At 62.1% G+C, this 24,904-nt stretch carries 20 protein-coding genes; 12 read left to right on the forward strand and 8 right to left on the reverse strand.

The window, feature by feature from the left end; genetic code table 11:
- Nucleotides 1–69: 69 nt before the first annotated feature.
- The 3 genes from FJQ55_RS15370 (at nt 70) to FJQ55_RS15380 (ending at nt 2,045) form a co-directional block, all read left to right on the forward strand.
- Nucleotides 70–333 carry a hypothetical protein gene (locus FJQ55_RS15370; protein WP_062282435.1) on the forward strand — a complete coding sequence of 88 codons (264 nt, stop codon included), beginning with the start codon at nt 70–72 and terminating at the stop codon, nt 331–333.
- A gap of 105 nt (nt 334–438) precedes the next feature.
- Complete coding sequence (locus FJQ55_RS15375) at nt 439–969, forward strand: sigma-70 family RNA polymerase sigma factor (RefSeq protein ID WP_140829518.1); 531 nt, start codon at nt 439–441, stop codon at nt 967–969.
- A complete protein-coding gene (locus FJQ55_RS15380) occupies nt 969–2,045 on the forward strand; it encodes a DNA topoisomerase IB (protein WP_140829520.1) in 1,077 nt (358 codons plus the stop codon). Before FJQ55_RS15375 ends, FJQ55_RS15380 begins: the two co-directional genes overlap by 1 nt.
- Nucleotides 2,046–2,099: 54 nt before the next feature.
- Here the strand turns inward: FJQ55_RS15380 and FJQ55_RS15385 are convergent, their stop codons facing one another.
- Entirely contained in the window at nt 2,100–2,603 is a 504-nt protein-coding gene (locus FJQ55_RS15385; RefSeq protein ID WP_140829522.1) for a YciE/YciF ferroxidase family protein, read from the reverse strand.
- Between the two features lie 154 nt (nt 2,604–2,757).
- On the opposite strand from FJQ55_RS15385, the gene FJQ55_RS15390 reads away from it, so the two are divergent.
- Complete coding sequence (locus tag FJQ55_RS15390) at nt 2,758–3,489, forward strand: BON domain-containing protein (RefSeq protein ID WP_246085158.1); 732 nt, start codon at nt 2,758–2,760, stop codon at nt 3,487–3,489.
- 5 nt (nt 3,490–3,494) lie between these two features.
- Here FJQ55_RS15390 and FJQ55_RS15395 read toward each other — a convergent pair whose 3' ends face one another.
- Nucleotides 3,495–5,342: a heavy metal translocating P-type ATPase gene (locus FJQ55_RS15395; RefSeq protein WP_246085159.1), complete on the reverse strand. Its 1,848-nt coding sequence runs from the start codon at nt 5,340–5,342 to the stop codon at nt 3,495–3,497.
- Between the two features lie 103 nt (nt 5,343–5,445).
- Here FJQ55_RS15395 and dxr point away from each other — a divergent pair, with 103 nt between their 5' ends.
- Entirely contained in the window at nt 5,446–6,624 is a 1,179-nt protein-coding gene (dxr, locus tag FJQ55_RS15400) for a 1-deoxy-D-xylulose-5-phosphate reductoisomerase (RefSeq protein ID WP_140829524.1), read from the forward strand.
- A gap of 6 nt (nt 6,625–6,630) precedes the next feature.
- On the opposite strand, the gene FJQ55_RS15405 is transcribed toward dxr, so the two are convergent.
- The 5 genes from FJQ55_RS15405 to FJQ55_RS15425 all read right to left on the reverse strand — a co-directional run bounded on the left by FJQ55_RS15405 (nt 6,631) and on the right by FJQ55_RS15425 (nt 13,046).
- Nucleotides 6,631–7,749 carry a serine hydrolase domain-containing protein gene (locus FJQ55_RS15405; protein WP_167507740.1) on the reverse strand — a complete coding sequence of 373 codons (1,119 nt, stop codon included), beginning with the start codon at nt 7,747–7,749 and terminating at the stop codon, nt 6,631–6,633.
- A gap of 77 nt (nt 7,750–7,826) precedes the next feature.
- Nucleotides 7,827–9,041, reverse strand: a complete 1,215-nt coding sequence (gene hemA, locus FJQ55_RS15410) for a 5-aminolevulinate synthase (protein ID WP_140829527.1) — start codon at nt 9,039–9,041, stop codon at nt 7,827–7,829.
- A gap of 223 nt (nt 9,042–9,264) precedes the next feature.
- The gene (locus FJQ55_RS15415) at nt 9,265–10,065 is read right to left on the reverse strand and encodes an FAD binding domain-containing protein (protein WP_140829529.1); all 801 of its coding nucleotides are present in this window, start codon (nt 10,063–10,065) and stop codon (nt 9,265–9,267) included.
- An 11-nt stretch (nt 10,066–10,076) separates the two neighbouring features.
- The gene (locus tag FJQ55_RS15420; RefSeq protein ID WP_140829531.1) at nt 10,077–12,443 is read right to left on the reverse strand and encodes a xanthine dehydrogenase family protein molybdopterin-binding subunit; all 2,367 of its coding nucleotides are present in this window, start codon (nt 12,441–12,443) and stop codon (nt 10,077–10,079) included.
- A 114-nt stretch (nt 12,444–12,557) separates the two neighbouring features.
- Nucleotides 12,558–13,046, reverse strand: coding sequence for a (2Fe-2S)-binding protein (locus FJQ55_RS15425; protein WP_062282407.1), 489 nt, complete (start codon nt 13,044–13,046; stop codon nt 12,558–12,560).
- Between the two features lie 319 nt (nt 13,047–13,365).
- Here FJQ55_RS15425 and FJQ55_RS15430 point away from each other — a divergent pair, with 319 nt between their 5' ends.
- The 3 genes from FJQ55_RS15430 (at nt 13,366) to FJQ55_RS15440 (ending at nt 19,912) form a co-directional block, all read left to right on the forward strand.
- Complete coding sequence (locus FJQ55_RS15430; RefSeq protein WP_062282826.1) at nt 13,366–13,629, forward strand: glycine zipper domain-containing protein; 264 nt, start codon at nt 13,366–13,368, stop codon at nt 13,627–13,629.
- A 151-nt stretch (nt 13,630–13,780) separates the two neighbouring features.
- The gene (locus tag FJQ55_RS15435) at nt 13,781–15,721 is read left to right on the forward strand and encodes an autotransporter assembly complex protein TamA (protein WP_140829532.1); all 1,941 of its coding nucleotides are present in this window, start codon (nt 13,781–13,783) and stop codon (nt 15,719–15,721) included.
- Between the two features lie 27 nt (nt 15,722–15,748).
- Complete coding sequence (locus FJQ55_RS15440; RefSeq protein ID WP_140829533.1) at nt 15,749–19,912, forward strand: translocation/assembly module TamB domain-containing protein; 4,164 nt, start codon at nt 15,749–15,751, stop codon at nt 19,910–19,912.
- A gap of 46 nt (nt 19,913–19,958) precedes the next feature.
- Here FJQ55_RS15440 and FJQ55_RS15445 read toward each other — a convergent pair whose 3' ends face one another.
- Complete coding sequence (locus FJQ55_RS15445; protein WP_140829535.1) at nt 19,959–20,384, reverse strand: Lrp/AsnC family transcriptional regulator; 426 nt, start codon at nt 20,382–20,384, stop codon at nt 19,959–19,961.
- A 122-nt stretch (nt 20,385–20,506) separates the two neighbouring features.
- On the opposite strand from FJQ55_RS15445, the gene rocF reads away from it, so the two are divergent.
- From rocF to FJQ55_RS15465, 4 genes are all read left to right on the forward strand, one after another.
- Nucleotides 20,507–21,442 carry an arginase gene (gene rocF, locus FJQ55_RS15450; protein ID WP_140829536.1) on the forward strand — a complete coding sequence of 312 codons (936 nt, stop codon included), beginning with the start codon at nt 20,507–20,509 and terminating at the stop codon, nt 21,440–21,442.
- Nucleotides 21,443–21,639: 197 nt separating this feature from the next.
- A complete protein-coding gene (locus FJQ55_RS15455) occupies nt 21,640–23,424 on the forward strand; it encodes a methyl-accepting chemotaxis protein (RefSeq protein ID WP_140829537.1) in 1,785 nt (594 codons plus the stop codon).
- Nucleotides 23,424–23,900, forward strand: coding sequence for a chemotaxis protein CheW (locus FJQ55_RS15460; RefSeq protein ID WP_062282390.1), 477 nt, complete (start codon nt 23,424–23,426; stop codon nt 23,898–23,900). The genes FJQ55_RS15455 and FJQ55_RS15460 overlap by 1 nt, the downstream gene beginning before the upstream one ends.
- Before the next feature lie 127 nt (nt 23,901–24,027).
- Nucleotides 24,028–24,873 carry an asparaginase domain-containing protein gene (locus FJQ55_RS15465; protein WP_140829539.1) on the forward strand — a complete coding sequence of 282 codons (846 nt, stop codon included), beginning with the start codon at nt 24,028–24,030 and terminating at the stop codon, nt 24,871–24,873.
- The last annotated feature ends 31 nt before the right edge of the window (nt 24,874–24,904 follow it).

A 24,904-nucleotide genomic window follows, 5' to 3' on the forward strand; every position in this document is an offset into this window, starting at 1 on the left:
AGGGAACTGTCGCCACGACCACACGTTGATGTCGCGAATATTCAGGAGCGTTTTAAGCACGAGGCAGCCATGAGCAGCGCAAACCAGACTACGGATCACGAGGAGATCCGCCGCTGGATCGAAGAGCGAGAGGGTACGCCGTCACGCGTCAAAGATAGCGGCGAAGGCGGAATTCTTCGCGTCGATTTCGGTGAGCAGGAGGAGAACCTGGAGCCGATGGAATGGGATGACTTCTTTTCGGTGTTTGAGAAAAGCGACTTGGCATTTCTGCATCAGGACCGGACAGCAGACGGCAAACTGAGCCGTTTTTCCAAGTTCGTGAGCCGAAGCTGACCGCCATGCCTGCCGGTCGTGTCCCCCCCCTCCTGTTTGGTCCGAAGGCCGTGTCAGAAGGTTCGGTGGGCACTGCGGCGTCCAGTATCATTGGAGGAGTGTGATTTGAACACCCGCACCCGCACACGCAGAGCCGAGCTTGCCGCACATTCCGAGGTCGTGGAACTCATTCCGGCGCTGCGGGCCTTTGCGCGAACATTTTGCCCAAAGCCCGAAGAGGCCGACGATCTCGTCCAGGAAACGTTGACCAAGGCGCTCGCCAATCTCGACAAATTTGAGCCGGGCACGCGACTGAAATCCTGGCTCTTCACCATTATGCGCAATACCTTCTGTACAAGGTTCAAGAAGAGTAGTCGCGAGACCGTTGGCCTGCCGGAAGGTGTCAGCGCAAGACTGACGACGGAAGCCACACAGGAATGGACCGTGCAGGCCGATGAAGTTCGCCGTGCGCTGGATCGTCTTCCAGAACATCACCGCGAAATGCTGGTCTTGATCGTCATGCTGGGTGAGCGTTACGAAGATGCGGCCGAGATTTGCGGCTGCGCTGTCGGGACGGTCAAAAGCCGACTGAGCCGCGCGCGGCAACAGCTTCGCCGGGAGCTTGGCGAAATGGGCACCGACAGTCCGGTCGGCTGATGCACAAACCTCACGACGAGCAGCCGTTAAACCCACTTCCCGAAGACCGGGCCGAACTTGAAGAGATCGGCCTCGTCTACACCAGCGACAACATGCCAGGCATAACGCGCCGACGCAGAGGCGGGGGATTTTCCTACCATCTTCCGGATGGAACAAGGCTTACGGACGAGACGATTCTCCAGAGGATTCGGCGTTTGGCCCTGCCCCCCGCTTATGACCGGGTCTGGATTTCGCTCGAGCCAAGGGGCCACCTCCAGGCGACGGGGCTCGATGCCCGGGGCCGCAAGCAATATCGCTACCACGCGGACTGGGCCTCGTGGCGAAGCACCCGCAAGTTTGGTGATCTCGTCACCTTCGGCCATGCCTTGCCTGTCATCCGCCGACGGGTCTTGCGCGACCTCGAAGACCGGACACAAGAGACACCGTTTCTCTTGTCCGCGCTCGTCAGCCTGCTGGACGTCACCTATATGCGCGTCGGCAACCGCACCTATGTCGAGGAAAACAAGACCTATGGCGCAACGACACTGCAGAAGCGGCACCTTACCTTCGAACAGGACGGCATCCGCCTGAGCTTCAAAGCCAAAGGGGGCAAGCGTGTACGCCGCAAACTGCGTCATCCCCGCCTGCAGAAGATTCTTGAGGAAATTGCCGACCTGCCCGGTCGTGATCTGTTTTCCTGGCGAGACCGGGACGGTAGCCTGCACCGGATCGATTCCGGCCGTCTGAACGCTTATCTCGCCCAGATCACCGGCCATTCCCTTTCCGCCAAGACCTTTCGCACCTGGGGTGGCAGCGTGGCCGCTTTCGGAGAGGCGTGGAAAATGATGCAGGCGGATGAGCGTCCGACGATCCGCCGGATGTGCGAAGTGGCTTCCGACCGGCTGCACAACACGCCGACCATCTGTCGGTCGAGTTACGTGCATCCTGCGATCCTAGCCCTAAGCGACAAGGAAACCGACCTTTCGGCCGTGAAGGCGGTCGTCAGTGCTTCGACGGGTCATGCGCTGATGCGGGCGGACGAAAACCGCCTCATGGCTTTCCTCGAAGGCGGACCCTTCACCAAGCCCGACGCCTGACGCAGAAAGGCCCGGACAAGCCGGGCCTTTTGCATCAGGAAGAAGCACCTGAGATCAGGCGGCCTTCTTCTGGGCAGCGGAGTTGACCGCCTTTTCGGCAAGCTTGGTCAGCGCTTCGTCGGTCTTTGATTCTTCCGAAAGCGTTTCGTCGAGAAGCTTCACAGCATCGTTGTAGCCGAGCTGCTGCGCCCAGGCGCGAAGCGTACCGTAGCGGCTGATCTCATAGTGTTCGACAGCCTGAGCGGCGGCAAGCAGACCTGCATCCAGAGCCGGCGAGCCCTTGAATTCTTCCATGATCTCTTCGCCCTCTTCGACGATACCGTCGATGGCGGGGCAGGTCTTGGCGCGGGGACGCTTGCCGATGATTTCGAACACCTGCTGCAGGCGCTCGACCTGGCCTTCGGTCTCGTCCTTGTGCTGCTGGAAGGCGGCCTTCAGCTTTTCGTCCTGGGCGGCACGGGCCATCTTCGGCAGGGCCTTCAGGATTTTGCGCTCGGCATAATAGATGTCCTTCAAGGTCTCGTGAAACAGGTCTTCAAGTGTCTTGGTCGTAGCCATGGGTTTCTCCTCTTGTGGGAATTGCAGCAGCACAACCGGACTCCCGGGCGGTTTGTTCCTGCGTATATTTGTCTGACAGGTCGGAACGATAGCCGCCCTTCTGGGTTGGCCTGAGGTGACGCTTCGGCGTCCCTCACCGAAAAAGGAGGAAACAATGGCCAATGAATTTGACAACCGAAACGACCGGGAACGTCGCGGTCCGAGCGGCGACTACGCGCCGGGCGAAAGCGGTTTCGTGCGTGGTTACGGCGAAGACCGGCCGGACGTCGACCGCTACGGCCTGGACCGCCAGCGCGACTTCGGCTATGACGGCGGCTATGGTGGCTCCGGCTCGCGCTACCCGCGCATGGGTCAGGCCGAACGGCCGCGTGAGACCTACGGATACAATGGCGACCCGGCCGACCCGGGCTATGGCGACAATGGCCGCTCGAACCGCTACGCCGATGCTTTTCGCCCCGGTTATGGCGGATCTGCCCAATACCGTGGAGACGGCCGCGACCGTTATCGCAACTACGGCCGGGACGGCGATCGCAGCTTTTTCGATAAAGCGCGGGACGAAGTCTCTTCCTGGTTCGGTGACAGCGAAGCCAACCAGCGCCGCGAGACCGACGATCATCGCGGCAAGGGTCCGCGCGGCTACCGACGCTCCGATGCCCGCATTCTCGAAGAGGTCAATGACCGCCTGAGCGACGACCCTTCACTCGACGCATCCGACATCGAGGTGAGCGTCGACAGTGGCGAGGTGACGCTGACAGGTCAGGTGACCGACCGCTGGGAAAAGCGCCGTGCGGAAGACTGCGCCGATCATGTCTCCGGCGTAACCCATGTGCAGAACAATCTGCGCGTCCGGCTTTCCGGCGAAGGCAGCGTGATGACGCAGGCCTAAGGATCTCAGCCTTTAAGTGCTCTCAAGGCATTGAGGATGACGGCAACGTCAATGACCTCCTGCAGGAGGGCACCTTGTACCGGTGACAGAAGCCCGAGGGCGGCGCACACCATGGCGGCGCCTGACAGTACGACGCCGGTGCCGGCACTTTGACGGGCGATCCTGCGGGATCGTCTGGCAATGCTGCAGGCAAGGGGCAGGCGGCGGAGGTCGTCGGCCAGAAGCACCGCATCGGCCGCCTCCGAGGATGCGGCCGAACCCCGGACGGAGATGGCGACGCCCACATCCGCCGTCGCCAGTGCCGGCGCATCATTGACCCCGTCCCCCACCATCATCACCACACCCGTCTGCTTTTCCTCGAGAACCAGCTCGACCTTGTCCGGGGCGGTGAGGTCACCTTTGACAGCATCGAGCCGAAGCGTGCCTGCTGCGGCTTCCGCAACATCTGTCCGGTCTCCCGATGCCATAACGATCCTGTTGATGCCGAAGGCGCGGAAAGCGGCAATCGCATCGGCTGCGTCCTGCCGAACCGGATCGGTGAGCAGGATGTGGGCCGCAGCGCGCCCATCCACGGCAACCGCCACCACGGCCGCCCCCGGCGGCACATCCGCCCGCAACAGGACCTCGCCCGCAGCCAGATGGCCGCGGACAAAACCGCTTCCGCCCAGTACCACTGCGAGGCCGTCCACCTGCCCGCGCAGCCCCTGACCCGGATGCTCGACGACATCCTGCGGCAGGGAGAGCGGCAGGCCCTGATCGAGTGCTGCGCGAACCAGGGCCTCGGCCGCGACATGGCCGGAGGCCTGGTCGAGCGAAGCAGCGAGGCGCAGCACTTCGGCCTCGGTAAAACCCGGCGCTGCCAGCACCGCACCGACCTCCGGCCGAGCGGACGTGACCGTACCGGTTTTGTCGAGGACAACGGTGGTGACGGCCGCCAGCGCCTCGAGCGCGCTCGCCGTCTTGACCAGCACGCCCTGAGCGGCAGCCCGCGACATGCCAGAGATGACGGCAACCGGCACGGCGAGAATGAGTGGACAGGGCGTGGCAACCACCAGCACGGCAAGTGCACGCGCCGGATCACCGCTCCAGGCATAGGCTCCACCTGCGAGACAGAGCGTCAGGCCGAGGAAATAGAGGGCATAACGGTCGGCAAGGCGTGCCATCGGCGACCGGCTGGCTTGCGCCTGTTCCACCAGCCGCACGATGCCGGCATAGGTACTGGCGGCGGAGCCACGCAGCACCAGAAGATCAAAGGCATCGCCAACGACGGTCGCACCACTCGGCACTTCGCGGCCTCGCTCCAGCGTGACCGGCATGGGTTCGCCGGTGAGAGCGGAGAGATCGAGCGTGGCGCCGGCGGCCAGCAGCCTTCCGTCGACCGGCACCACCTCACCCCTTCGCAGCAGAATGATATCGCCCGGAGAAAGGCTTTCTATCGGGACGGCGAGAAGCGCATCGCCGCGGTGGACCATGGCCGTGCGCGAGACCCGGCCGAGCAGCGCGCTCATGTCGCGCCGCGCCCTGCCCTCCGCGTAGCTTTCGAGCAGTTGCCCGCCGGCATACATGACGGAAACGATGGCGGCCGCGAGGCTTTCTCCGAGCAGAAGAGCAGTCCCGATGGCAAGCGCGGCAATGGCATCGACGCCGATCCGGCCACTGAGAAGGGCCCGCGCCATATCGAGGAGCAGCACGGCGAGAACCGCAAGGGCTCCGACAGACCAGGCATAATGCGCGGGCACAATCGCATCCGACAGATAAAGAAAGCCGCCGATCGTCAGGCAGACAAGCGCGAAGCCGGCGAGCAACCAAGGACCCTTGTCCCGCAACCATTGCATCGGCTCCCCCTTCGACATTCGACCTCCTGCGTTTCGACGCTGCGCAAAAGCCTCTTCTCTTGCTGGCCTTCCCTTTCCCTTGTAGAGCCATCTGAGCATGAAGCAATCGGACGTAAGCAGCATGATCGACAGCGACCGGCCCCGCCGCCTCTCAGTCCTCGGTTCGACCGGTTCGATCGGTGTCAGCACGCTCGACGTCATCGACCAGCTCGGCGGGCGCGACAGCTTCGAAATCATGGCGCTCACCGGTAACGGCAATCTGGAGCTGCTTGCGGAACAGGCGCGCCGCACGGGCGCAAAGCTTGCCGTGACCGCCGATGAAAGCCAGTATATGGCGCTGAAAGATCTTCTCGCGGGTTCCGGCACGGCCGTTGCTGCCGGCACGAGCGGGCTGGACGAGGCGGCCGACATGAATGCCGGCTGGGTGATGGCGGCGATCGTCGGTACGGCAGGTCTCGCACCGACCCTCAAGGCAGCGGCACGCGGTGCCGATATCGCGCTTGCCAACAAGGAATGCCTGGTCTCCGCCGGCCCCCTCTTCGTTGACGCAGTAAAGAAAGGCGGCGGGCGGCTGATCCCGGTCGACAGCGAGCACTCGGCGATCTTCCAGTGCCTGGAAGCCGACCAGCGTCACGCACTGGAGCGGATCGTGCTGACCGCGTCCGGCGGCCCCTTCCGCACCCACACGCGCGAGCAGATGGCCAATGTGACAGTGCAGACGGCACGAACCCATCCGAACTGGTCGATGGGCTTGAAGATCTCGGTTGGAAGCGCCTCGATGTTCAACAAGGCACTGGAGATGATCGAGGCCAAGCATCTCTTTGATGTGCGTCCCGACCAGATCGAGGTCGTGGTGCATCCGCAGTCGATCATTCATTCCATGGTCGGCTATACCGACGGCTCGGTCATCGCCCAGCTTGGCGTTCCCGACATGCGCACCGCCATCGGTTATGCCCTGACCTATCCAAAGCGGCCGACGCTCAATGTCGACCGGCTGGACTTTGCCAAGCTGGCTAGGCTCGATTTCGAGGCACCCGACGAGACGCGCTTCCCGGCGATCCGGCTCGCCCGCACGGCGCTGGAGCGTGGCGGGCTGCAGGGCGCCATCCTCAACGCCGCCGAAGAAACCGCCTTCAACGCCTTCGTCGAGCAGAAAATTGGCTTTCTCGACATGGCCGATGTCGTTGAAACGGTGATGGACGCGATGGTGGATGGCGTGACGGCCGCGACGATCGAGGATGTCTTCGCCGCCGACCGCAAGGCACGCCGGAAGGCGGTGGAAGCGATTGCCCGCCGCTAAGCCTGGTCATCGGTCATACACGGCCGCCCGCAGCATTTCGGGGTAAGCGCCATTGCAGCCTTCAAGCGCATTGTTGGTCAGGCTGACGACAGTGAGCTTGAGGGCGGGGTCGATGAACCAGGTATTCCCATAGACCCCGCCCCATTGGATTGCGCCTTTGGGCAGAGCTGTCGCGGCGGCGGCTGGATCGATGACCAAACCACCGACGAAGGAGAAGCGATAACCGGGTTCACCCTCGATATCGCCGATCTGGTTCGACAGCGCCGCAGTAGCCATGTCCGGCGAAAGGAGTGGCGCGCCACCCCTGCGCAGCATTTCCAGAAGTCGCATCACATCCTGAGCCGTGCCTACCATGCCGGCGCCACCCGACTGGAAAGCGTTCGGGTTGAAGATCCGCTGCGGCGAAAAAACCGTCCGCCAGCCTTCCTCGTCACCACTGACCCAAGGGTCGGGCATGCGGACCGGCCTGTCTGGATGATCGGCATAGGCGACCGCGAGACGTGCGAGATCGGTGACGTGAAAGCGTGCATCGGCCATGCCAAGTGGCAAAGCAATATGTTGAACCACGGCCTCCTCCAGCGTACCGCCATGCACGACGGCGAGCACACCCCCGAGGATGTCGGTGGCGAAGGAATAGGCCCAGCGGGCACCGGGCTCGAAGGCGAGCGGGATGGTGTTATGGCGGCTGAAATTTTCTTCGAGGCTGAAATCTGTATTGCCGAGGCCAAGCGTCATGCGCTGGCTCTCCGGCAGGAGTTCGAGCGCCGGATCATAGAGCAGGCCAGAGGTATGGGTCAGCAGATGGCGCAGGGTAATCGCCGCTTCGCGACCATCAGCGCTCTTCGGTCGGAACCAGGGGAGATATTCACCGACACGATCATCAAGGCGCAGAAGCCCCTTCTCGACCATGACCAGCGCGGTCACGGCAACGAACGGCTTCGTGACGGAGGCGTAGCGGAAGATTGTATCGAGCTTGACCGGAAGGCCGGCTTCCCGATCGGCAAAACCCGCGGTCTTCTCGAGGAGTGGTTTCCCATCCTGATAAACCAGCACCACGGCACCCGTGATGCGTTCCTCCTCGATCACCCGGTCGACCAGGTCACTGACGCGCTTGGCAATGCTCACGTGCTCAAAACCTCCCAAAGAAAATGCGGGCTCCGTGTCCGGAACCCGCATCGTTATGCGAAGGATTTAAACGGTGATCAAGCCACCGCGCGGGCGAGCGCGCAGCGCGACCAGAGCTGATGCAACGAGCCGACCAGATGTTCGAGATCGGCATCGGTGTGCAGCGGCGTCGGGGTGATGCGCAGCCGCTCGGTCTTTTTCGGCACCGTCGGATAGTTGATCGGCTGCACATAGATGGAACAGTTATCGAGCAAGAGGTCGGAGATCCACTTGCACTTGGCGGCATCGCCGACCAGCACGGGAACGATATGGCTCGGATTCTGCACATGGGGGATGCCAGCTTTGTCCAGCATCGACCGCAGGCGGCGCACGCGCTCCTGATGGGCGAAACGCTCGACCTGACTGCTCTTCAAGTGGCGGATCGAGGCGACCGCACCGGCGGCAAGCGCAGGCGGCAGGGCCGTGGTAAAGATGAAGCCCGAGGCAAAGGAGCGGACGAAATCGCAGAGCGCTGCCGAGGCGGCGATATAACCGCCCATCACGCCAAAGGCCTTGCCGAGCGTACCTTCGATGACCGTCAGGCGATGCATCAGGCCTTCGCGTTCGGCAATGCCGCCGCCATGGGCGCCGTACATTCCGACGGCATGCACTTCGTCGAGATAGGTCATCGCGCCATACTTGTCGGCGAGATCACAGATTTCCTTGATCGGCGCGATGTCGCCATCCATCGAATAGACGGACTCAAACGCGATCATCTTCGGCGCCTTCGGATCGGCAGCGGCGAGCTTGGCTTCGAGATCCTTGACGTCGTTGTGCTTCCAGATGACGCGCTCGGCCTTCGAATGGCGAATGCCTTCGATCATCGAAGCATGATTCAGCGCGTCGGAGAAGATGATCAGGCCGGGGATCTTGGCGCCGAGCGTGCCGAGTGCGGCCCAGTTCGAGACATAACCCGAGGTGAAGATCAGAGCTGATTCCTTGCCGTGCAGGTCGGCAAGTTCGCGCTCAAGAAGAACGTGGTAATGGTTCGTGCCAGAGATATTCCGGGTGCCTCCCGCACCCGCGCCACAGTCATCGATCGCCTGTTTCATGGCATCGATGACGAGCGGATTCTGGCCCATGCCGAGATAATCGTTGGAACACCAGACGGTGACGTCCTGGGTGCCTTTTTCGGTGTAGCGGGTGGCGCGCGGAAAATTGCCGCGCTGGCGTTCGAGATCGGCGAAGACGCGGTAGCGGCCTTCCTCGTGAAGTCCCGCCAGCTGCTCCGTGAAAAACGCCTCGAAATCCATGCCTCAAACTCCAGTCTTTCAGACCCTTTTGGGTATCTCCGCCGTCGGGGTCAACCCCGCTTGTGTATATTCATTCTAAACTGCGACAAAAGGCGCGAATTTTAGAAGCTTCACATGTAAATCCTAACGGATTCTCCCCTATCGAACTTGATCTGCGTCAACTTCAGAGAAAAAGGACGGCGCAGGGCCGTCCTTTCGTGGCAGTATCCGCATGAACCTGGAATCAGGAGGCCTGCACGGCCCGTTTGGCCATCACGCGGATGAGGTTCGCACGGTAGTCGGATGTGCAATGCAGGTCCGACATCAGGTCCGATGAATCGATCTCAACGCCGGCGACCGCATCCGGCGACCAGTTGGCCGAGAGCGCCGCTTCAAGCCCGGCATGACGAAAGACCCCGGAGGATCCCGCACCGGTGACGGCGACGCGCACGCCCCCTGCTCCCTTGGAGACGAAGACGCCAGTCATCGCATAACGCGAGGCCGGATTGGCGAACTTGGCATAACCCGCCTTTTCCGGAGCGTCGAAGCGGATCGCCGTGATGATCTCGTCCTCGGCAAGCGCCGTCTCGAACAGGCCGACGAAGAAATCGTCGGCCGCAATCTCGCGGGTATTGGTGATGACGGTGGCCCCAAGCCCAAGCACGGCCGAGGGATAGTCCGCCGCCGGATCGTCATTGGCGACCGAACCGCCGATCGTGCCCATGTGGCGCACATGCGGATCGCCGATCATCGAGGCAAGATGGCAAATCGCCGGGCAGACGGCGCGGATGGCCGAGTACGACGCGACTTCCGCATGGGTGACGGCAGCGCCGATGGTGACGCGACGGCCCTCGACCTTGATGCCTTTGAGGGCGTCGATATGCCGGAGGTCAACGAGGTCGGAGGGCTGGGCGAGACGCTGCTTGAGCGCCGCGATCAGGGTCTGGCCTCCGGCAATGAACTTGCCGTCCTCGGCACCGGACAGAAGCTTGCCGGCATCCTCGATCGACGAGGCGCGATGATAGCTGGTCGAATAGAGCTGCATGGTCCTCTCCCTTACTCGGCGGCCTGGCGGGTCGCATTGGCCTGGATCGCACTCCAGACGGCAAGCGGCGTGGCCGGCATGTTGAGGTTGTTGTTGCCGATCGCATCGGTGATCGCATTGATCAGCGCCGGCGGCGAACCGATGGCGCCGGCCTCACCACAGCCCTTGATGCCGAGCGGATTGCCCGGGCACGGCGTGTTCTGGTGCGAAACATTGAAGGACGGCAGGTCGTCGGCGCGCGGCATGGCATAATCCATGTAGCTTGCGGTCAAGAGCTGCCCGGTCTGCGCATCGTAATGCACGCCTTCGAGCAGCGCCTGACCGATACCCTGCGCGATGCCGCCATGCACCTGACCCTCCACAATCATCGGATTGATGATGTTGCCGAAGTCGTCGGCGGCGACGAACTGCACGATCTCGGTCTTGCCGGTTTCCAGATCGACCTCGACTTCGGCGATGTAGCAGCCGGCCGGGAAGGTGAAGTTGGAGGGATCGTAGAAGGCGCCCTCTTTCAGGCCCGGCTCCATGCCGGATGGCAGGTTATGGGCGGTATAGGCGGCAAGCGCCACCTGGAACCAGGGCAATGTCTTGTCGGTGCCTGCGACCTTCAGCTCGCCATTCTCGATGACGATGTCGCTTTCGTCCGCTTCCATCAGATGGGCGGCGATCTTCTTGGCTTTTGCCTCGACCTTGTCGAGCGCCTTGACGATGGCCGACATGCCGACGGCACCGGAGCGCGAGCCATAGGTGCCCATGCCCATCTGCACCTTGTCGGTATCGCCATGCACGATCGAGACATTGTCGATCGGCAGGCCGAAGCGTTCCGAGACGAGCTGTGCGAAGGTGGTTTCGTGACCCTGGCCATGGCTGTGCGAGCCCGTAAGCACCTCGACCGTGCCGACCGCATTGACGCGGACCTCGGCCGATTCCCACAAACCGACGCCTGCCCCGAGAGAGCCAACCGCGGCCGAGGGCGCGATGCCGCAGGCCTCGATATAGCAGCTCATGCCGATGCCGCGCAGCTTGCCGCGCCGTGCGGCTTCCGCCTTGCGGGCGGGGAAACCGTTCCAGTCGGCCGCCTTCATTGCCGCTTCGAGCGAGGCGTCGTAGTCGCCGGCGTCGTAGCACATGATGACGGGCGTCTGGTACGGGAAGGTGCGGACGAAGTTTTTGCGGCGCAGTTCAGCCGGCGAAATGCCGAGTTCCCGAGCGGCCGTTTCGACGGTCCGTTCGAGCAGATAGGTCGCCTCCGGACGGCCGGCGCCGCGATAGGCGTCAACCGGGACGGTATTCGTGTAGACGGTGCGCACATTGGCGTGGATCGCCGGGATCGCATACTGGCCCGAGAGCAGCGTGGCGTAGAGATAGGTCGGGACCGAAGACGAGAAGAGCGACATATAGGCGCCGAGATTGGCGATGGTGTCGACCTTCAAGCCGATGATCCTGTGGTCCTTGTCGAAGGCCATCTTCACCTTGGACACATGGTCACGGCCATGGGCGTCGGTGAGGAAGGCTTCGGTGCGGTCGGAGGTCCACTTGACCGGCACGCCGGTCTTCTTCGAGGCCCAGAGACAGACGACTTCCTCCGGATAGATGTAGATCTTCGAGCCGAAACCACCGCCCACATCGGGTGCGATGACGCGCAGCTTGTGCTCGGGCGCCACATTGTAGAAGGCGCTCATCACGAGGCGGGCCACATGCGGGTTCTGCGAAGTCGTGTAGCAGGTGAAGTGGTCTTCCGCCGTGTCGTAGATGCCGAGCGTCGCGCGCGGCTCCATCGGGTTGGGCGACAGGCGGTTGTTGAAGATCTCGATCTCGGTGACATGCGCAGCGCTGGCGATTGCGGCATCGGCCGCAGCGCTGTCGCCGATCTCCCAGTCGAAGATCAGGTTGCCGGGAGCTTCCGGATGAAGCTGCGGCGCGCCGGGCTTCAACGCATCGACGGCACCGGTCACGACCGGCAGCTCTTCGTATTCGACCGAAACGGCTTCCGAGGCATCGCGCGCCTCGCCCAGGCTGTCGGCGATGACGATCGCCACCGCATCCCCGACATAGCGCACGGTTTCGTGTGCGAGCGGACGCCAGGCGCCCATCTTCATCGGCGTGCCGTCCTTGGAATGGATCATCCAGCCGCAGATCAGGTTGCCGATCCCATCGGCCAAGAGCTGCTTGCCGTCGAGCACGTCGATGACGCCTGGCATGGCCTTGGCGGCCGACACGTCGATCGACTTGATCTTGGCATGCGCATAAGGCGACCGGACGAAATAGGCATATTTCATGCCGGGGACGACCATGTCGTCGGTATACCGGCCCTTGCCGGTCAGAAAACGCTTGTCTTCCTTGCGCGCCACGCGCGCGCCAATTCCTTCAACACCCATTGTCTTCTCCTCCAGAGAAACAGGACTTCAGGCAGACGGACAGAGGCAATTGCAGTCGGCATCACAGAGGCCTTGGTCAGGTCTCGGTCGCGGCGACCGGAACTGCCGGAGTCCTTATTCGGCGGCCTGACGGCCGGCGGTCATCGCTTCGTTGGCCGAGAGCACGGCCTTGACGATGTTGTGGTAGCCCGTGCAGCGACAGATATTGCCTTCGAGCTCGTGGCGGACGGTGGCCTCGTCGAGCGCACCGTTGTGGCGACAGATCATGTCGAGCGCCGTCATCACCATGCCGGGCGTGCAGAAGCCGCATTGCAGGCCGTGGTGCTCCTTGAAGGCCGCCTGCACCGGATGCAGGTCGCCGCCGGACGAGAGACCCTCGATCGTCGTGATCGACGAACCCGAGGCCTGGACGGCCAGGATCGAACAGCTCTTGATCGATTTGCCGTCCATGTGAACGACGCAGGTGCCGCATTGGGTGGTGTCACAGCCCACATGCGTTCCCGTCAGACCAAGTTTCTCGCGAATGAAATGCACGAGCAGGGTGCGATCCTCGCACTCCCCGCTCACTGTCCGGCCATTCACCGTCAGCGTCACTTTAGCCATGTTGTTCCTCCTCGTGTCTCTCCCGGACACGGAGTCCATGGTGTGAGTTTTGTGTGACATGTGCAACTGTCCAGAAGGTCGCGAATGAAAAATTTATGTTCCGCATTGCAGCATCAAACCGCCTGTAAATCCTGGGTTCATCTTCGATGTCTCATGCAGGTGAACCACCTGCGAAGGTGTGAGCCACGACCATGGACTTTCCCTTGGTCAAGGTTATGCTGATGTAAGCCTCAAGCCGCATGGGGACGCTCGAGCGGCGGGGCGTGCTGTCGAAAAACAAGACCGGCTTGACCGGACGCGTGAACGTGGAGAGATGAAGATGAAGAAAGCTCTAGTGCTGATGCTGGTCGGCCTTTCGGTCGCAGGCTGCACCCAGACGGAACGCGGTGCCGGGATCGGCGCTGCTTCCGGCGCGATCATTGGTGGAATTGCCACGGGCAATGTCCGGGGTGCCGCCGTCGGTGCCGCCATCGGTGGTATCGCCGGCGCAGTGATCGGCCGCGTCTCGGAACAGCCGGGCCAGTGCTATTACCGCGACCAGTATGGCAACCGTTATATTGACGCCTGCCCGCGCGGCTATTGATCCGCAAAGCAGATTCGTGATCGAAGGCGGGGAGGCAACACTCCCCGCCTTTTTCGTCTCATGCTAAAAAAAAGGGGTATCCCTTTCTGCGCATTTCCGCCTAAGTTGTCCTTAAGGCAGGGGAGTGCCTGACAGATCGCGATGTAGCGAAATGCAAAGACCGAGTGGATCGAGATTGCCGAAGTTTAGTCATGCGTTCCGGCTCGGACTGGTTCTGACCGCTGCAAGCCCGCTTCTGCTGAGCGCCACCATGGCCACGCCAGCGGGCGCTTTCGAGCTGTTCGGCATTCATCTCTGGGGCGAGAAAGAACCCGACCGCGACATCATTGATCCGGTCGATTACACCATCACATTCGATGCGGGCACCAGCGAGCGCAACTTGCGCAAATCGCTGGAGCGGACCTCGCGGCTTCTGGCCGAGGAAGACGACCCTGTGTCCGGCGATCTCGGCCTCGTGATCAAGGCCCGCGATGATCGCGACCGCCTGATTGCCACCCTCTACGAACGCGCACTCTATGGCGGCGTCGTGCGCGTGACCATCGATGGCCGCGATATCGACGCTCTGCCGCCCAATCCGACATTCGACCGGTCGCGACCGGTTCCGGTCACGATTTCCGTCGAGCCCGGGGTAGAATTTGCCTTGGGCAGGATTACGCTCGAAGGGGATGCCAAGGGTCTCGACCCGGAAGACTTTGATCTGACGCCGGGAGAACCGGCTGGCTCCCTGATCATCCTGAAGGCCGCCCAGAAGATGGCAGATGCGATAAAGGCGGAAAGCCGGCCGCTGACGGAAATTACCCGACGGGATGTTGTCGCCGACCACGAAACGAAGACGGTCGACGTGACCATCTCCATCAATGGAGGACCGGTTGCACCGATTGGCATCGTGACGGTCAAGGGCGCGCGAAAGGTGAATTCGGATTTCATCGAGCGTTATTCTCGCCTCCGCCCGGGCCAGAAATACGATCCGGAACAGCTGCGCAAGGCCGCGGAACGCCTGCGGGCACTCGGGGTCTTCTCCTCCGTCACACTGAAGGAGGACGAAACGCTGGCCGAAGACGGAAGCCTTCCGATCGGCATCGTCGTATCCGAAGGAAAGCATCGCTATTTCGGTTTCGGCGCCAGCTATTCCTCGCTCGATGGAGCAGGCTTAGAAGGCTACTGGGGCCACCGCAATCTCTTCGGCAATGCCGAGTCTCTGCGGATCGAAGGCGCCGTTCGGGGTCTCGGCGAAAGCCGCGACGTGACCGACCTCACCTCGCTCGACTACACGGCCGGTATCACGTTCATCAAGCCGGGTGCCTTCTTCCCCTCGGCGACGCTCGAAGCGAGCATCAAGGGCAGCACGCTCGAAACCGATTACTATGACGCGGCAACCGTGACCGGCAAGGTCGCACTCGCCTACGAATTGACAGACACCGACACGGTGAGTGCCGGCGTTTCGCTTGCCTATGACAGCATCGACGACGCGTTCGGCGACGGCAACGAGTATCTCACCTTCGGCGTTCCACTCGGCTATACCAGGGACACGCGCGATAACAGGCTCAATCCGACCGAAGGCCATTACGGCACGGCGACGGTTACGCCGAGCTATGATTTCTTTGGTCAGACCGCCTTTGCCTCGCTCGAAGGTTCGATCTCCGCCTATCTCGGCCTGGGCTCGGAAGACCGGGTGGTGCTGGCGGGTAAACTGTCCGCCGGGTCGCTGTTCGGCGGCGGAGATCTTTCCGCGATCCCTGCGACCCGTCGCTTTTTTGCTGGCGGGGGTGGTTCCGTCCGCGGCTACGCCTTCCAGGAGATCACGCCCTATAACGCGGACGGTGACGGCACCGGGGGGCGCTCCTATACCACCGCATCTTTTGAGGCGCGGATCGGCATTACCGATACGATTGGCATCGTGCCTTTCCTTGATGTCGGTTCCGTCTCCGACAGCGTGGTTCCCGAATTCTCCGACTTGCGAATGGGCGCCGGCGTCGGTCTCCGCTACATGACCCCATTCGGGCCTTTGCGCCTCGATGTCGCCATGCCATTGAAACGTTATGACGGCGGCAGTCGTTATGGCATCTATGCGGGCATCGGCCAGAGCTTCTGACCGACGCAAAGGGACGATAGACCACCGATGACCTGGCTGAAACGCATCCTGACCTGGACGATCAAGTTGCTCGGCGCCGTGACGGCAGCCGTGCTGACGCTTGTCATCCTGGCAGTGCTTTTGGCCGGCTTCTCGCGAACTGGCAGCAACTATCTCTTCTCGACGATTGCCGAGCTTGCCTCCAACGACAACCGACAGATCGAGATCACCGGTGCTTCGCCGCTCCTGAGCAGTCCGCTCACCATCGACAAGGTTACCGTGTCCGATTCGCGCGGCACCTATGCCATGATCGACGATCTTTCACTCGACTGGACCCCTTCGGATCTGGTCCGCAAGCGATTTACCGCCGAGATGATAACCGCCAGGACGGTGACCGTGACCCGGGCGCCGGAGCCGACGGCGGAGGTGGCGCCCGCCAGTGACGAGCCCTTTTCCTTGCCAATCGAAATCGACGTGAAGAAGTTTGACCTGCCGTCGCTCCAACTCGGACAGGCGCTCGTGCAGCGCGATCTGGCGCTGGATGCCCAGGGCGCGGTCGAAATCATAGGCGACACCATCGCGAGTCGACTGACGGCGACCCGGCTCGATGATCCCGGCAACAGCGTAGTGGCAGCCCTCCTCTATGCGCCGAACGACAACCAGCTGCGCATCCGGCTGGATTACCAGGAGCCGCGTGCGGGCATGCTGGGACGGATTTTGCAGTTGCCGGGCGAGCCCCCACTTGCCCTTAATATCGATGGTGAAGGCCCGCTCGATGACTGGGCTGGCAAGATCACCGCCGAACTCTCCGGCGAGCAGACCGTTTCCGTGGACACCCGGCATCGGCTGGCAGAGGACGGCACGAGAACGATTACCGCCCAGGGCGGCGGAAATTTCGCAAGCCTCATGCCGCCAGAACTGCGCGCCATCTTTGCCGGCGAAACCGCAATAGACGCCGATGTGGATCTGGGACCAAGCGGTGCTGTCACGATCAGGACCGGCAAGCTGACCACCGCCTCCGCAGCGTTGACCGCGTCCGGACGCTACGACCCTCAGGGCGGAAACGACTTGAGGATCGAGGCGCGCGCGACCGGCGAACCGGTGCTGTTGACGGCACCGGCACGAGACATCCCGGGGGAACTGCGGTTGCGTGCGGCAACAGTTCGCCTGCAGGGCGAGGCAAGTGCCGCCGCCCTCGCGGCCAAGCTGGACCTCGCAAGCCTTACCCTGCCCCAGGGGCGCTTCGAGAATATCGATTTGAATGCCACGAGCGAAACCTTCAACCTTTCGACCCGTCAGGGGCCGTTGATGCTCAATCTGGCGGTCCAGTCGGCTGATATAACCGATCCCGGCATAGCGCCTTACGTTCGCGCCCCGCTTCACCTCTCGGCACCGCTGGTGATCGAGGCCGATGCCATTTCCACGGAGAGACTGGCACTCGATACGGAGGGACTGGATGGGACGGTAAGCGGGCGCTACACGCTTGCTGACCAGGCGTTTGCCGGCGAAGTGCAGATGACGGCGGCGCCCGGCTTCCTGCCAGCGACACTCGCATCCAGGCTGGATGGTCCGGTGCAGTTGTCGACGCGCCTCGATTATGCAGCGCCGCAGGCCGTTAGCCTGCGCGATATCAGCCTGAAAACAAGTCTAGGCCAGGTCCAGGGTAGCCTTTCGCTCGATCCGCAAGGGGCGCTGGCGACAGACCTCACGGGCCAGCTGAACAATCTCGGGGATTTCGTCGAGCGTTTGGAGGGGGCTGCCAGCTTCGATCTCTCCGCCTCCGGGCCGCTCGACGCCGTCCAGACCACCGTCAGCCTCGCAATCGATGAGGGCGTGGCGGCTGGTTACAAGGTAAGCGACCTCAAGCTCACTGCAGAAGGTCTGGCCAGCCCGAAGGCGCCTCAGGGTGACATCAGCCTGAGCGGCCAGATCGATGGCAAGCCGGTCAAGGCGAACGGCAATGTTGTCAGCGTCAATGGAGCGACCGAGGTCAAGGATCTGGCTCTGGAAATCGGCCCCAACACGCTGAGCGGCACGCTGGCGCTGGATGCGCAGTTCAGCCCGACAGGCGAGATCGCTTTCGACTTTCCCGACCTCAGTCTCCTTGCAGCATTGGCCGGCCAAGAGGTGAGCGGAGATCTGAAGGGCACCGTGGCGCTGGCATCAGACGCTGGCAGGACCGCGGCGATTGTTAAGGCCAGCGGCACGAAGATCACCCGCGACGGCGTAGAGATCGACCGCCCGGCTATCGACCTGAACGCAAGTGACGTCAAGGCTCTGGCCGCCGACGGAACGGTGACGGCTGACGCCGTCATATCCGGCACCAACCGCATCGAGGGTGTGGAGCTCAAGGTGGACCGGGCGGCAGATACGACGGAGTTCGACCTCGATGCCCGTTACGACAACGCACCCCTGAGCGTGAAGGGACAGCTGTCACAGACACCTGCCGGGATGTCGGTGACACTGAACACACTTCAGGCCGCCCCTCGTGGCATTCCCCTCTCGCTTGCCCAGCCGACCACGATCCGCCTCAACGACGGCAAGGTCGTGGTGCCGTCGACGACCATTTTGGCGGGGAGCGGTCGATTGACCGTGTCCGGCGATGTCGCAGACCGGTTGAACCTTCGGATCGACATTGCCGGATTGCCGGCTTCGCTGGCCAATGCTCTTGCGCCGCAGGTGGCGCCGGAAGGCTCGATATCCGGGCAGATCAACGTTTCCGGAACGACGGCTGCACCGGTCGCCGACTACCGTCTTGACTGGCAAGGGGCGGCGATCGCGCAGAGCAGGGCTGCCGGCCTTGCGCCCCTCGGCCTCACCTTGAACGGCCGTTTTGAGAACCAGCGCCTGACGCTCGACAGCCGGATCACCGGGGGCGGCATCGGTCTCAGCAGCATGGGTGCGGTCTCACTGTCGAATGGAGTCGGGCTCGAACTGCGGATCCAGGGCGATGTGCCGCTATCGGCGGCCAATGGACAACTGGCCGAACAAGGACTGGTCGCCGAGGGCACGGCCCGTGTCGACCTGACCGTCGGTGGCAATTCCACCGAACCCAGCATCACGGGGACCATCTCAACGAGCGGCGCCCGTGTCGTCGACGTGCGGCGCAATCTGGCGATTGAACAGATCGCAACCACGATCAATCTCACGGGCAGCCGCGCCGAGATCGGGAACCTCACCGGCAATTTCGCGACCGGCGGTCGCCTCACAGCCAGTGGCTCCATTGACATCCGTTCCCCCGGTCTGCCTGCGGATTTGTCGATCAATCTCGACAAGGCCGTTTATGTTGACGGCAAAACCGTGACCAGCACGGCGGATGCCAGGCTATCGCTCAAGGGTCCGCTGCTGGCCGGCCCGACGCTGGCAGGGACGATCGACCTCGACCGCACCTCGATCACGCTGTCTGAAAGCAAGCCCGCCAGCCTGCGCGAACTCGATATCGAACATCGTAATGCGCCGGCGGATGTGCTGCGTCAGCAAAGCACGCAGGACCCCGCTGAAGGCCGGTCCTCAAGCGCGCCGATCGTGCTCGATCTGAGGATTTCCTCGCCCACCCAGACCTTCGTCCGCGGTCGCGGTATCGACGCCGAACTGGGTGGTACGATCGCGCTGACAGGGACGGCGGCGGCGCCAAGCATCTCGGGTGGCTTTGAGCTGCGCCGAGGTCGGATGCAGATCCTCACGAAGCGCCTGACGATAACCGACGCGAAAATCACCTTCGGCGGCGACCTCGTGCCCCTGATCGACCTGACCGCCACGACGACCTCAGGCGGCGCGACCATCACGATCAAGCTGACGGGCCTCGCCAGCAATCCCTCGGTCAGCTTCACGTCCTCGCCGGCTCTGCCGCAGGACGAGATCCTCGCCCAGCTGATCTTCGGCCAGTCGATGGCCCGGCTGTCTGCCCTGCAGATCGCCCAGCTTGCAGATGCTGCAGCACAGCTTGCCGGCGGAACGGGCACCTCGCTCTTCCAGTCCCTGCGCACAACGCTCGGGGTCGACGACCTCGACATCTCGACCGATGAGACCGGCCAGACCAGCATCAGCGCCGGCAAATACCTCAATGATCGAACCTATTTGGAACTTCAGCAGAGCGGCAGCGGCGGTGCCAAGGCAGTGATCAACCTCGATATCGGTCGGGGCATAAAACTGAAGGGCGAAGCGGGCGGTGAAGGTGCAGGCGGCGGAATCTTTTACGAAAAGGAATACTAGGGCATTCCTGCGAAAGTCTCCTTTTCACCGGAACTGCTCCCGAGCGTCAACCGACCTTGCTTGTCTTTAGAAGAATGCTGGATTCGGTAATGTTGATGCCCTCGATCAGCCGAATGCGCCGCAGCGTCTCGTCAAAGCCTGCGAGATCGCGTTCTTCAAGTTCAGCGATGAAATCCCAGCGCCCATTGGTGCTGTGCAGGCTCTTCACCTGCGGCAGGCCCCGCAGTTGATGGGCGACGCGATCGGCGAATTTGCCGACAACCTCGATCATCACGATCGCGCGCACCCCAGCTGACTGAATCTCCTGACCGGTAAGAATAGTGAACGCTGCGATCGTGCCATTCGCCACCATTCTATCGATCCGGGCCGAAATCGTCGCGCGCGACGCGCCCGTCATCGCCGCAAGCGATGCGACCGGCAGGCGCGCATTCTGCCGGAGAGCACCGAGGATATTGCGATCGAGATCATCCATTTTGCAGATCGTCACATGATGGTTGCGATTTGCCCAAACTATAGCGCTTTGTGGCGATGTTCCATCTTTTTGATAACAGCCGAATGCCCGATGATCTCTAAAAGCGAGAAACGAGGACGACCATGAGCAATGAGAACAAGACCGTCAGCCTGATCGGCGTTCCCCTTGAGGAAGGCTCGGGCCGTGGCGGCTGCGCCATGGGTCCCGCGGCACTGCGCATCGCCGGTATCGCCCAGGCACTTCTCGATCTCGGCTACCACGTTGAGGATCGCGGCGACTTGCGTCCCGCCCCGGCCCGCGACCTGGCGCAGATGGAGCGTGCCCGCAATCTCGACGTGGTCGGCGCCTTCACCCGCGCGATCGAGGCAGAAACCTATAAGGCGGCGTCCGAAGGTGCGGTACCGCTGCTTCTCGGAGGCGACCACAGCCTGTCGATGGGCAGCGTCTCCGGCATGGCGCGCTATGCGCAGGAGGTCGGCCGTCCCCTGTTCGTGCTCTGGCTCGACGCCCATTCGGATTTTAACGCCCCGGAGACGTCTCCATCAGGAAACATCCACGGCATGCCGGTCGCCTTCTTCTGCGGCAAGGCGGAGTTTGCCCCTATTCTTCCCGCTGGCCGGCCGCTGGTCGATCCGCGCAATGTCTATCAGGTTGGCATACGCTCCGTGGATGACGAGGAGCGCAAGCTGATTACGCAGAACTGCGTCAACGTCTTCGACATGCGCGCCATCGACGAGGATGGCATGGGCAGCATCATCAAGCGTATTCTGGCAGACGTTCGCGCGGCAGGCGCGCTCCTGCATGTCAGCCTCGACGTCGATTTCCTCGATCCGGACGTCGCACCTGGCGTCGGCACGACCGTGCCGGGCGGCGCCACCTTCCGCGAAGCGCATCTGATCATGGAACTGCTGCATGACAGCGGCCTCGTCTCTTCATTGGATCTGGTTGAACTCAATCCGTTCCTTGATGATCGCGGTCGCAGCGCACGCGTCATGGTTGACCTTGCCGCCAGCCTGTTCGGCAAGCGTATTCTCGACCGACCAACGAGAGGGCACTAAGACGTCCGCACGATCTGCATCGAATACGTATATTCTAATAAACAAATAATACATTATTTCCATGAAGATGCGCGTCAAAAAATATCGATTTCCAGCGCATTAGACCCCAAGATTTGATAGGTTGTTAATGGCCTATGCTCTACCGTGAGTGTCAGAAAAACGTCTAAGAGACGGTCAAAAAAGCACGGAAATGCCAGATGACACTCATCACGTTACCCGGAATGGAATCCAAGGCCGTTCTGGAAGCGCTCGGCCGCTCCCAGGCCATTATCGAATTCAACCTTGACGGCACGATCATCACCGCCAACGAAAACTTCTGCCGCGCCCTCGGATACGAGCTCGCGGAAATCAAGGGCAAGCATCACCGGATCTTCTGTGATGCCGCCTATACTGCAACACAGGACTATCGCGACTTCTGGGCCATGCTCAACCGTGGCCAGTTTGAGAGCCGCGAATACAAGCGAATCAGGAAAGACGGCAGCGATATCTGGATCCAGGCGTCGTACAATCCGGTTTTCCGCAACGGCAAGCTCTGGAAGATCGTGAAGTTTGCCAGCGACATCACCGCTGCCAAGCAGAAGTCGGCGGAAGATGCGGGAAAGCTGGACGCGATCTCGCGCGTCCAGGCCACGATCGAATTCACGCCTAAGGGCGACATCTTGACCGCCAACGAGAATTTTCTCACCACCCTCGGCTACACGCTGGACGAGATTGCCGGCAAGCATCACCAGATGTTCTGCGAACCGGATTACGTCCGCTCCGAAGCCTATCGCGAGTTCTGGAAAACGCTGGCATCGGGCCAGTTCATCTCACAGGAGTTCAAGCGGATCGGCAAAGGCGGCAAGATCGTCTGGATTCAGGCTTCGTATAATCCGATCTTCGATGCGAATGGACAGGTCTTTAAGATCGTCAAATATGCGACCGACATCACAGGACGCGTTCGCGCGGTCGACGAAATCGCTCACGGCCTGACAGCACTTGCCCACGGTGACCTCACCGCGCGTATCACCGAACCATTTATTCCTTCGCTCGAACAGATCCGCGTAGACTTCAACTCCGCCATCGACCGTGTCCGGGCCGCAATGCAGGAGGTGAGCGGCAACACGGTTGCCATCGCTTCAGGCTCCGAGCAGATCCGCGTCGCCTCCGACAACCTGGCCAAGCGTACCGAGCAGCAGGCAGCAGCCGTCGAAGAGACGGCGGCCGCCCTGGAGCAGATTACCCAGACTGTCGCCGATAGCTCGAAGCGGGCAACGGAAGCGGGCGAACTGGTGGCTCGCACGAAGGATGGCGCCGAAAAATCTGGCGACGTCGTCAAGAGCGCGATCCGCGCGATGGATGAAATCGAAAGCTCCTCTCGGGAAATCTCCAGCATCATCGGCGTCATCGACGAAATCGCCTTCCAGACCAATCTTCTGGCGCTCAACGCAGGCGTCGAGGCGGCGCGAGCCGGTGAAGCCGGCAAGGGCTTTGCTGTCGTGGCACAGGAAGTGCGCGAACTGGCGCAACGATCCGCAAGTGCTGCCAAGGAGATCAAGACGCTGATCGGCAAGTCCGGTGATCAGGTCAAGACCGGCGTCCAACTGGTCGGTGAGACAGGCAAGGCGCTCGAACAGATCGTCGTCGAGGTCAAGGAGATCAACCGCAACGTCATCGCGATCGTCGAAGGCTCTCGAGAGCAGGCGACGGGTCTGAAGGAAATCAACAAGGCCGTCAACGCGATGGACCAGAATACCCAGCAAAATGCCGCCATGGTCGAGGAATCGACTGCGGCAAGCCATGGATTGGCCAAGCAGGCGGCCGCACTGCGCGAACTTGTGGGACAGTTTAGAATTGGGCAACACTCTTCGGCTAATGTGTCCGTAGCGCGTACCGAGACTGTACATGTGACATCACCGGCACGCAAACTCATGGCGACTGTCGCTCGCGCCGCAGGTGGAGCAACTGCCGCCAAGGTACAGGAAGGTTGGGAAGATTTCTAATGGCCACTATCAGTTCCACCAGCTTCGGCGGCGAAACACTCGAGATCATTGCTTTCCGGCTTCATGATCAGGAATTCTGCGTCAAGACCACGACCATCCGCGAAATCCGCGGCTGGGCGCCCTCGACGCCGATCCCGCACGCCCCGGCAGACGTCATCGGCGTCATGAACCTGCGTGGCTCGGTCATCCCGATCATCGACCTGGCTTACAAGCTTGGAATGAAGAGCACGGTTGCCAACGAGCGTTCGGCCATCGTCGTCGCCGAAGTCCACAATATGGTCATCGGCATGCTCGTTGACCGCGTCTCGGACATCCTGACCATTCCTTCGAGCCAGGTTCAGCCGGTTCCGGAAGTCTCGGCCTCCTTCGACAAGACCTTCTCCGAAGGCATTATTGCCAACGAGAACGGCATGATCTGCTTCCTGAACCTCGCCAAGATGTTCAAGGGCAGCGATCTGGAAGACCTCGCCGCCTGACAGGGCGACCATCCATCCGTTTTGAAAGGGCAGTGCTTCAGCGCACTGCCCTTTTGCGTTGCCGAACCCGGTTGATATCCGCGTGGCACTGCCCTACCAGACGGCAACAAATCCGGGAGGCGAGACGATGAAACTGCTGCTGATCCACACGGGTGGAACGATCGGGATGGCCGAGACGCCGGAAGGGTTGGCACCCTTGAAGGGACTCGTGGAGGACGCCATTGCCACACGCCTGCCCGACGGCGTTGAGCTCGTCGCGGACGTCTTCGATCCCCTGCTCGACAGCGCCGATGTCGGCCCCACCCACTGGAACCTGATGCTGGAGACGATCCGCAACCATCCAGACGCCGCCGTGATCATCACCCACGGCACCGACACCATGGCCTTTACCGGTGCCGCGCTCAGCCAAGCGCTGGCCGGCGAAAACCGGCGCGTCGTTCTCTGCGGCTCCATGCTGCCGCTCGGGCATCAGGGCGATGCCGAGGGCAATCTCGATCTCGCGATCTCGGCTGCGGCGGCGAAAGAGACTGGCGTCCTGCTCGCTTTTGCCGGCAAGCTCCTCGCCGCCGATGGACTGGTGAAGCATCACAGCCACGAAGCGGATGCCTTTCGCTCGCAACCGCAGGCGACACCGGCAGTGCCGCAGCGTCGGACCTTCGCGGATCGCAAGCTTGCAGTGCTGACACTGTCGCCGGGCATTCCGGCAGCGGCCGTGGAGGCCATGCTGGAAAAGCTCGACGGCGCAGCCCTGCGGATTTTCGGTGCCGGGACGGCAATGAACGATGCAGAGCTGCTGACGGTGCTCGCCGAGGCAGTGAAGAGCGGAAAGCGGCTGCGGGCGGTGAGCCAGTGTGAAGCCGGCGGCCTGTCACCCGGCGCCTATGCGGCCGGCGCCGGACTGTGGAGCACGGGTATCGAAAACGGCGGTGCCGAGACACCGGAAGCCGCCCTCATCCATCTCTGGCTGAACTGATACGAAGTCCCCTGATGTTCCGTTCGGCTTG

Source organism: Rhizobium glycinendophyticum, assembly GCF_006443685.1.
GTDB lineage: Bacteria > Pseudomonadota > Alphaproteobacteria > Rhizobiales > Rhizobiaceae > Allorhizobium > Allorhizobium glycinendophyticum.

What these genes read in the sequence shown, in the direction of transcription:
- FJQ55_RS15460 (WP_062282390.1), top strand. Translation starts at nt 23,424, where the DNA reads ATGGCCACTATCAGTTCCACCAGCTTCGGCGGCGAAACACTCGAGATC.
- FJQ55_RS15455 (WP_140829537.1), top strand. Translation starts at nt 21,640, where the DNA reads ATGACACTCATCACGTTACCCGGAATGGAATCCAAGGCCGTTCTGGAA.
- hemA (WP_140829527.1), bottom strand. Translation starts at nt 9,041, where the DNA reads ATGGATTTCGAGGCGTTTTTCACGGAGCAGCTGGCGGGACTTCACGAG.
- FJQ55_RS15390 (WP_246085158.1), top strand. Translation starts at nt 2,758, where the DNA reads ATGGCCAATGAATTTGACAACCGAAACGACCGGGAACGTCGCGGTCCG.
- FJQ55_RS15430 (WP_062282826.1), top strand. Translation starts at nt 13,366, where the DNA reads ATGAAGAAAGCTCTAGTGCTGATGCTGGTCGGCCTTTCGGTCGCAGGC.
- FJQ55_RS15465 (WP_140829539.1), top strand. Translation starts at nt 24,028, where the DNA reads ATGAAACTGCTGCTGATCCACACGGGTGGAACGATCGGGATGGCCGAG.
- FJQ55_RS15445 (WP_140829535.1), bottom strand. Translation starts at nt 20,384, where the DNA reads ATGGATGATCTCGATCGCAATATCCTCGGTGCTCTCCGGCAGAATGCG.
- FJQ55_RS15370 (WP_062282435.1), top strand. Translation starts at nt 70, where the DNA reads ATGAGCAGCGCAAACCAGACTACGGATCACGAGGAGATCCGCCGCTGG.
- FJQ55_RS15380 (WP_140829520.1), top strand. Translation starts at nt 969, where the DNA reads ATGCACAAACCTCACGACGAGCAGCCGTTAAACCCACTTCCCGAAGAC.
- FJQ55_RS15415 (WP_140829529.1), bottom strand. Translation starts at nt 10,065, where the DNA reads ATGCAGCTCTATTCGACCAGCTATCATCGCGCCTCGTCGATCGAGGAT.
- dxr (WP_140829524.1), top strand. Translation starts at nt 5,446, where the DNA reads ATGATCGACAGCGACCGGCCCCGCCGCCTCTCAGTCCTCGGTTCGACC.
- FJQ55_RS15425 (WP_062282407.1), bottom strand. Translation starts at nt 13,046, where the DNA reads ATGGCTAAAGTGACGCTGACGGTGAATGGCCGGACAGTGAGCGGGGAG.
- FJQ55_RS15440 (WP_140829533.1), top strand. Translation starts at nt 15,749, where the DNA reads ATGACCTGGCTGAAACGCATCCTGACCTGGACGATCAAGTTGCTCGGC.
- FJQ55_RS15395 (WP_246085159.1), bottom strand. Translation starts at nt 5,342, where the DNA reads ATGTCGAAGGGGGAGCCGATGCAATGGTTGCGGGACAAGGGTCCTTGG.
- rocF (WP_140829536.1), top strand. Translation starts at nt 20,507, where the DNA reads ATGAGCAATGAGAACAAGACCGTCAGCCTGATCGGCGTTCCCCTTGAG.
- FJQ55_RS15420 (WP_140829531.1), bottom strand. Translation starts at nt 12,443, where the DNA reads ATGGGTGTTGAAGGAATTGGCGCGCGCGTGGCGCGCAAGGAAGACAAG.
- FJQ55_RS15435 (WP_140829532.1), top strand. Translation starts at nt 13,781, where the DNA reads ATGCAAAGACCGAGTGGATCGAGATTGCCGAAGTTTAGTCATGCGTTC.
- FJQ55_RS15385 (WP_140829522.1), bottom strand. Translation starts at nt 2,603, where the DNA reads ATGGCTACGACCAAGACACTTGAAGACCTGTTTCACGAGACCTTGAAG.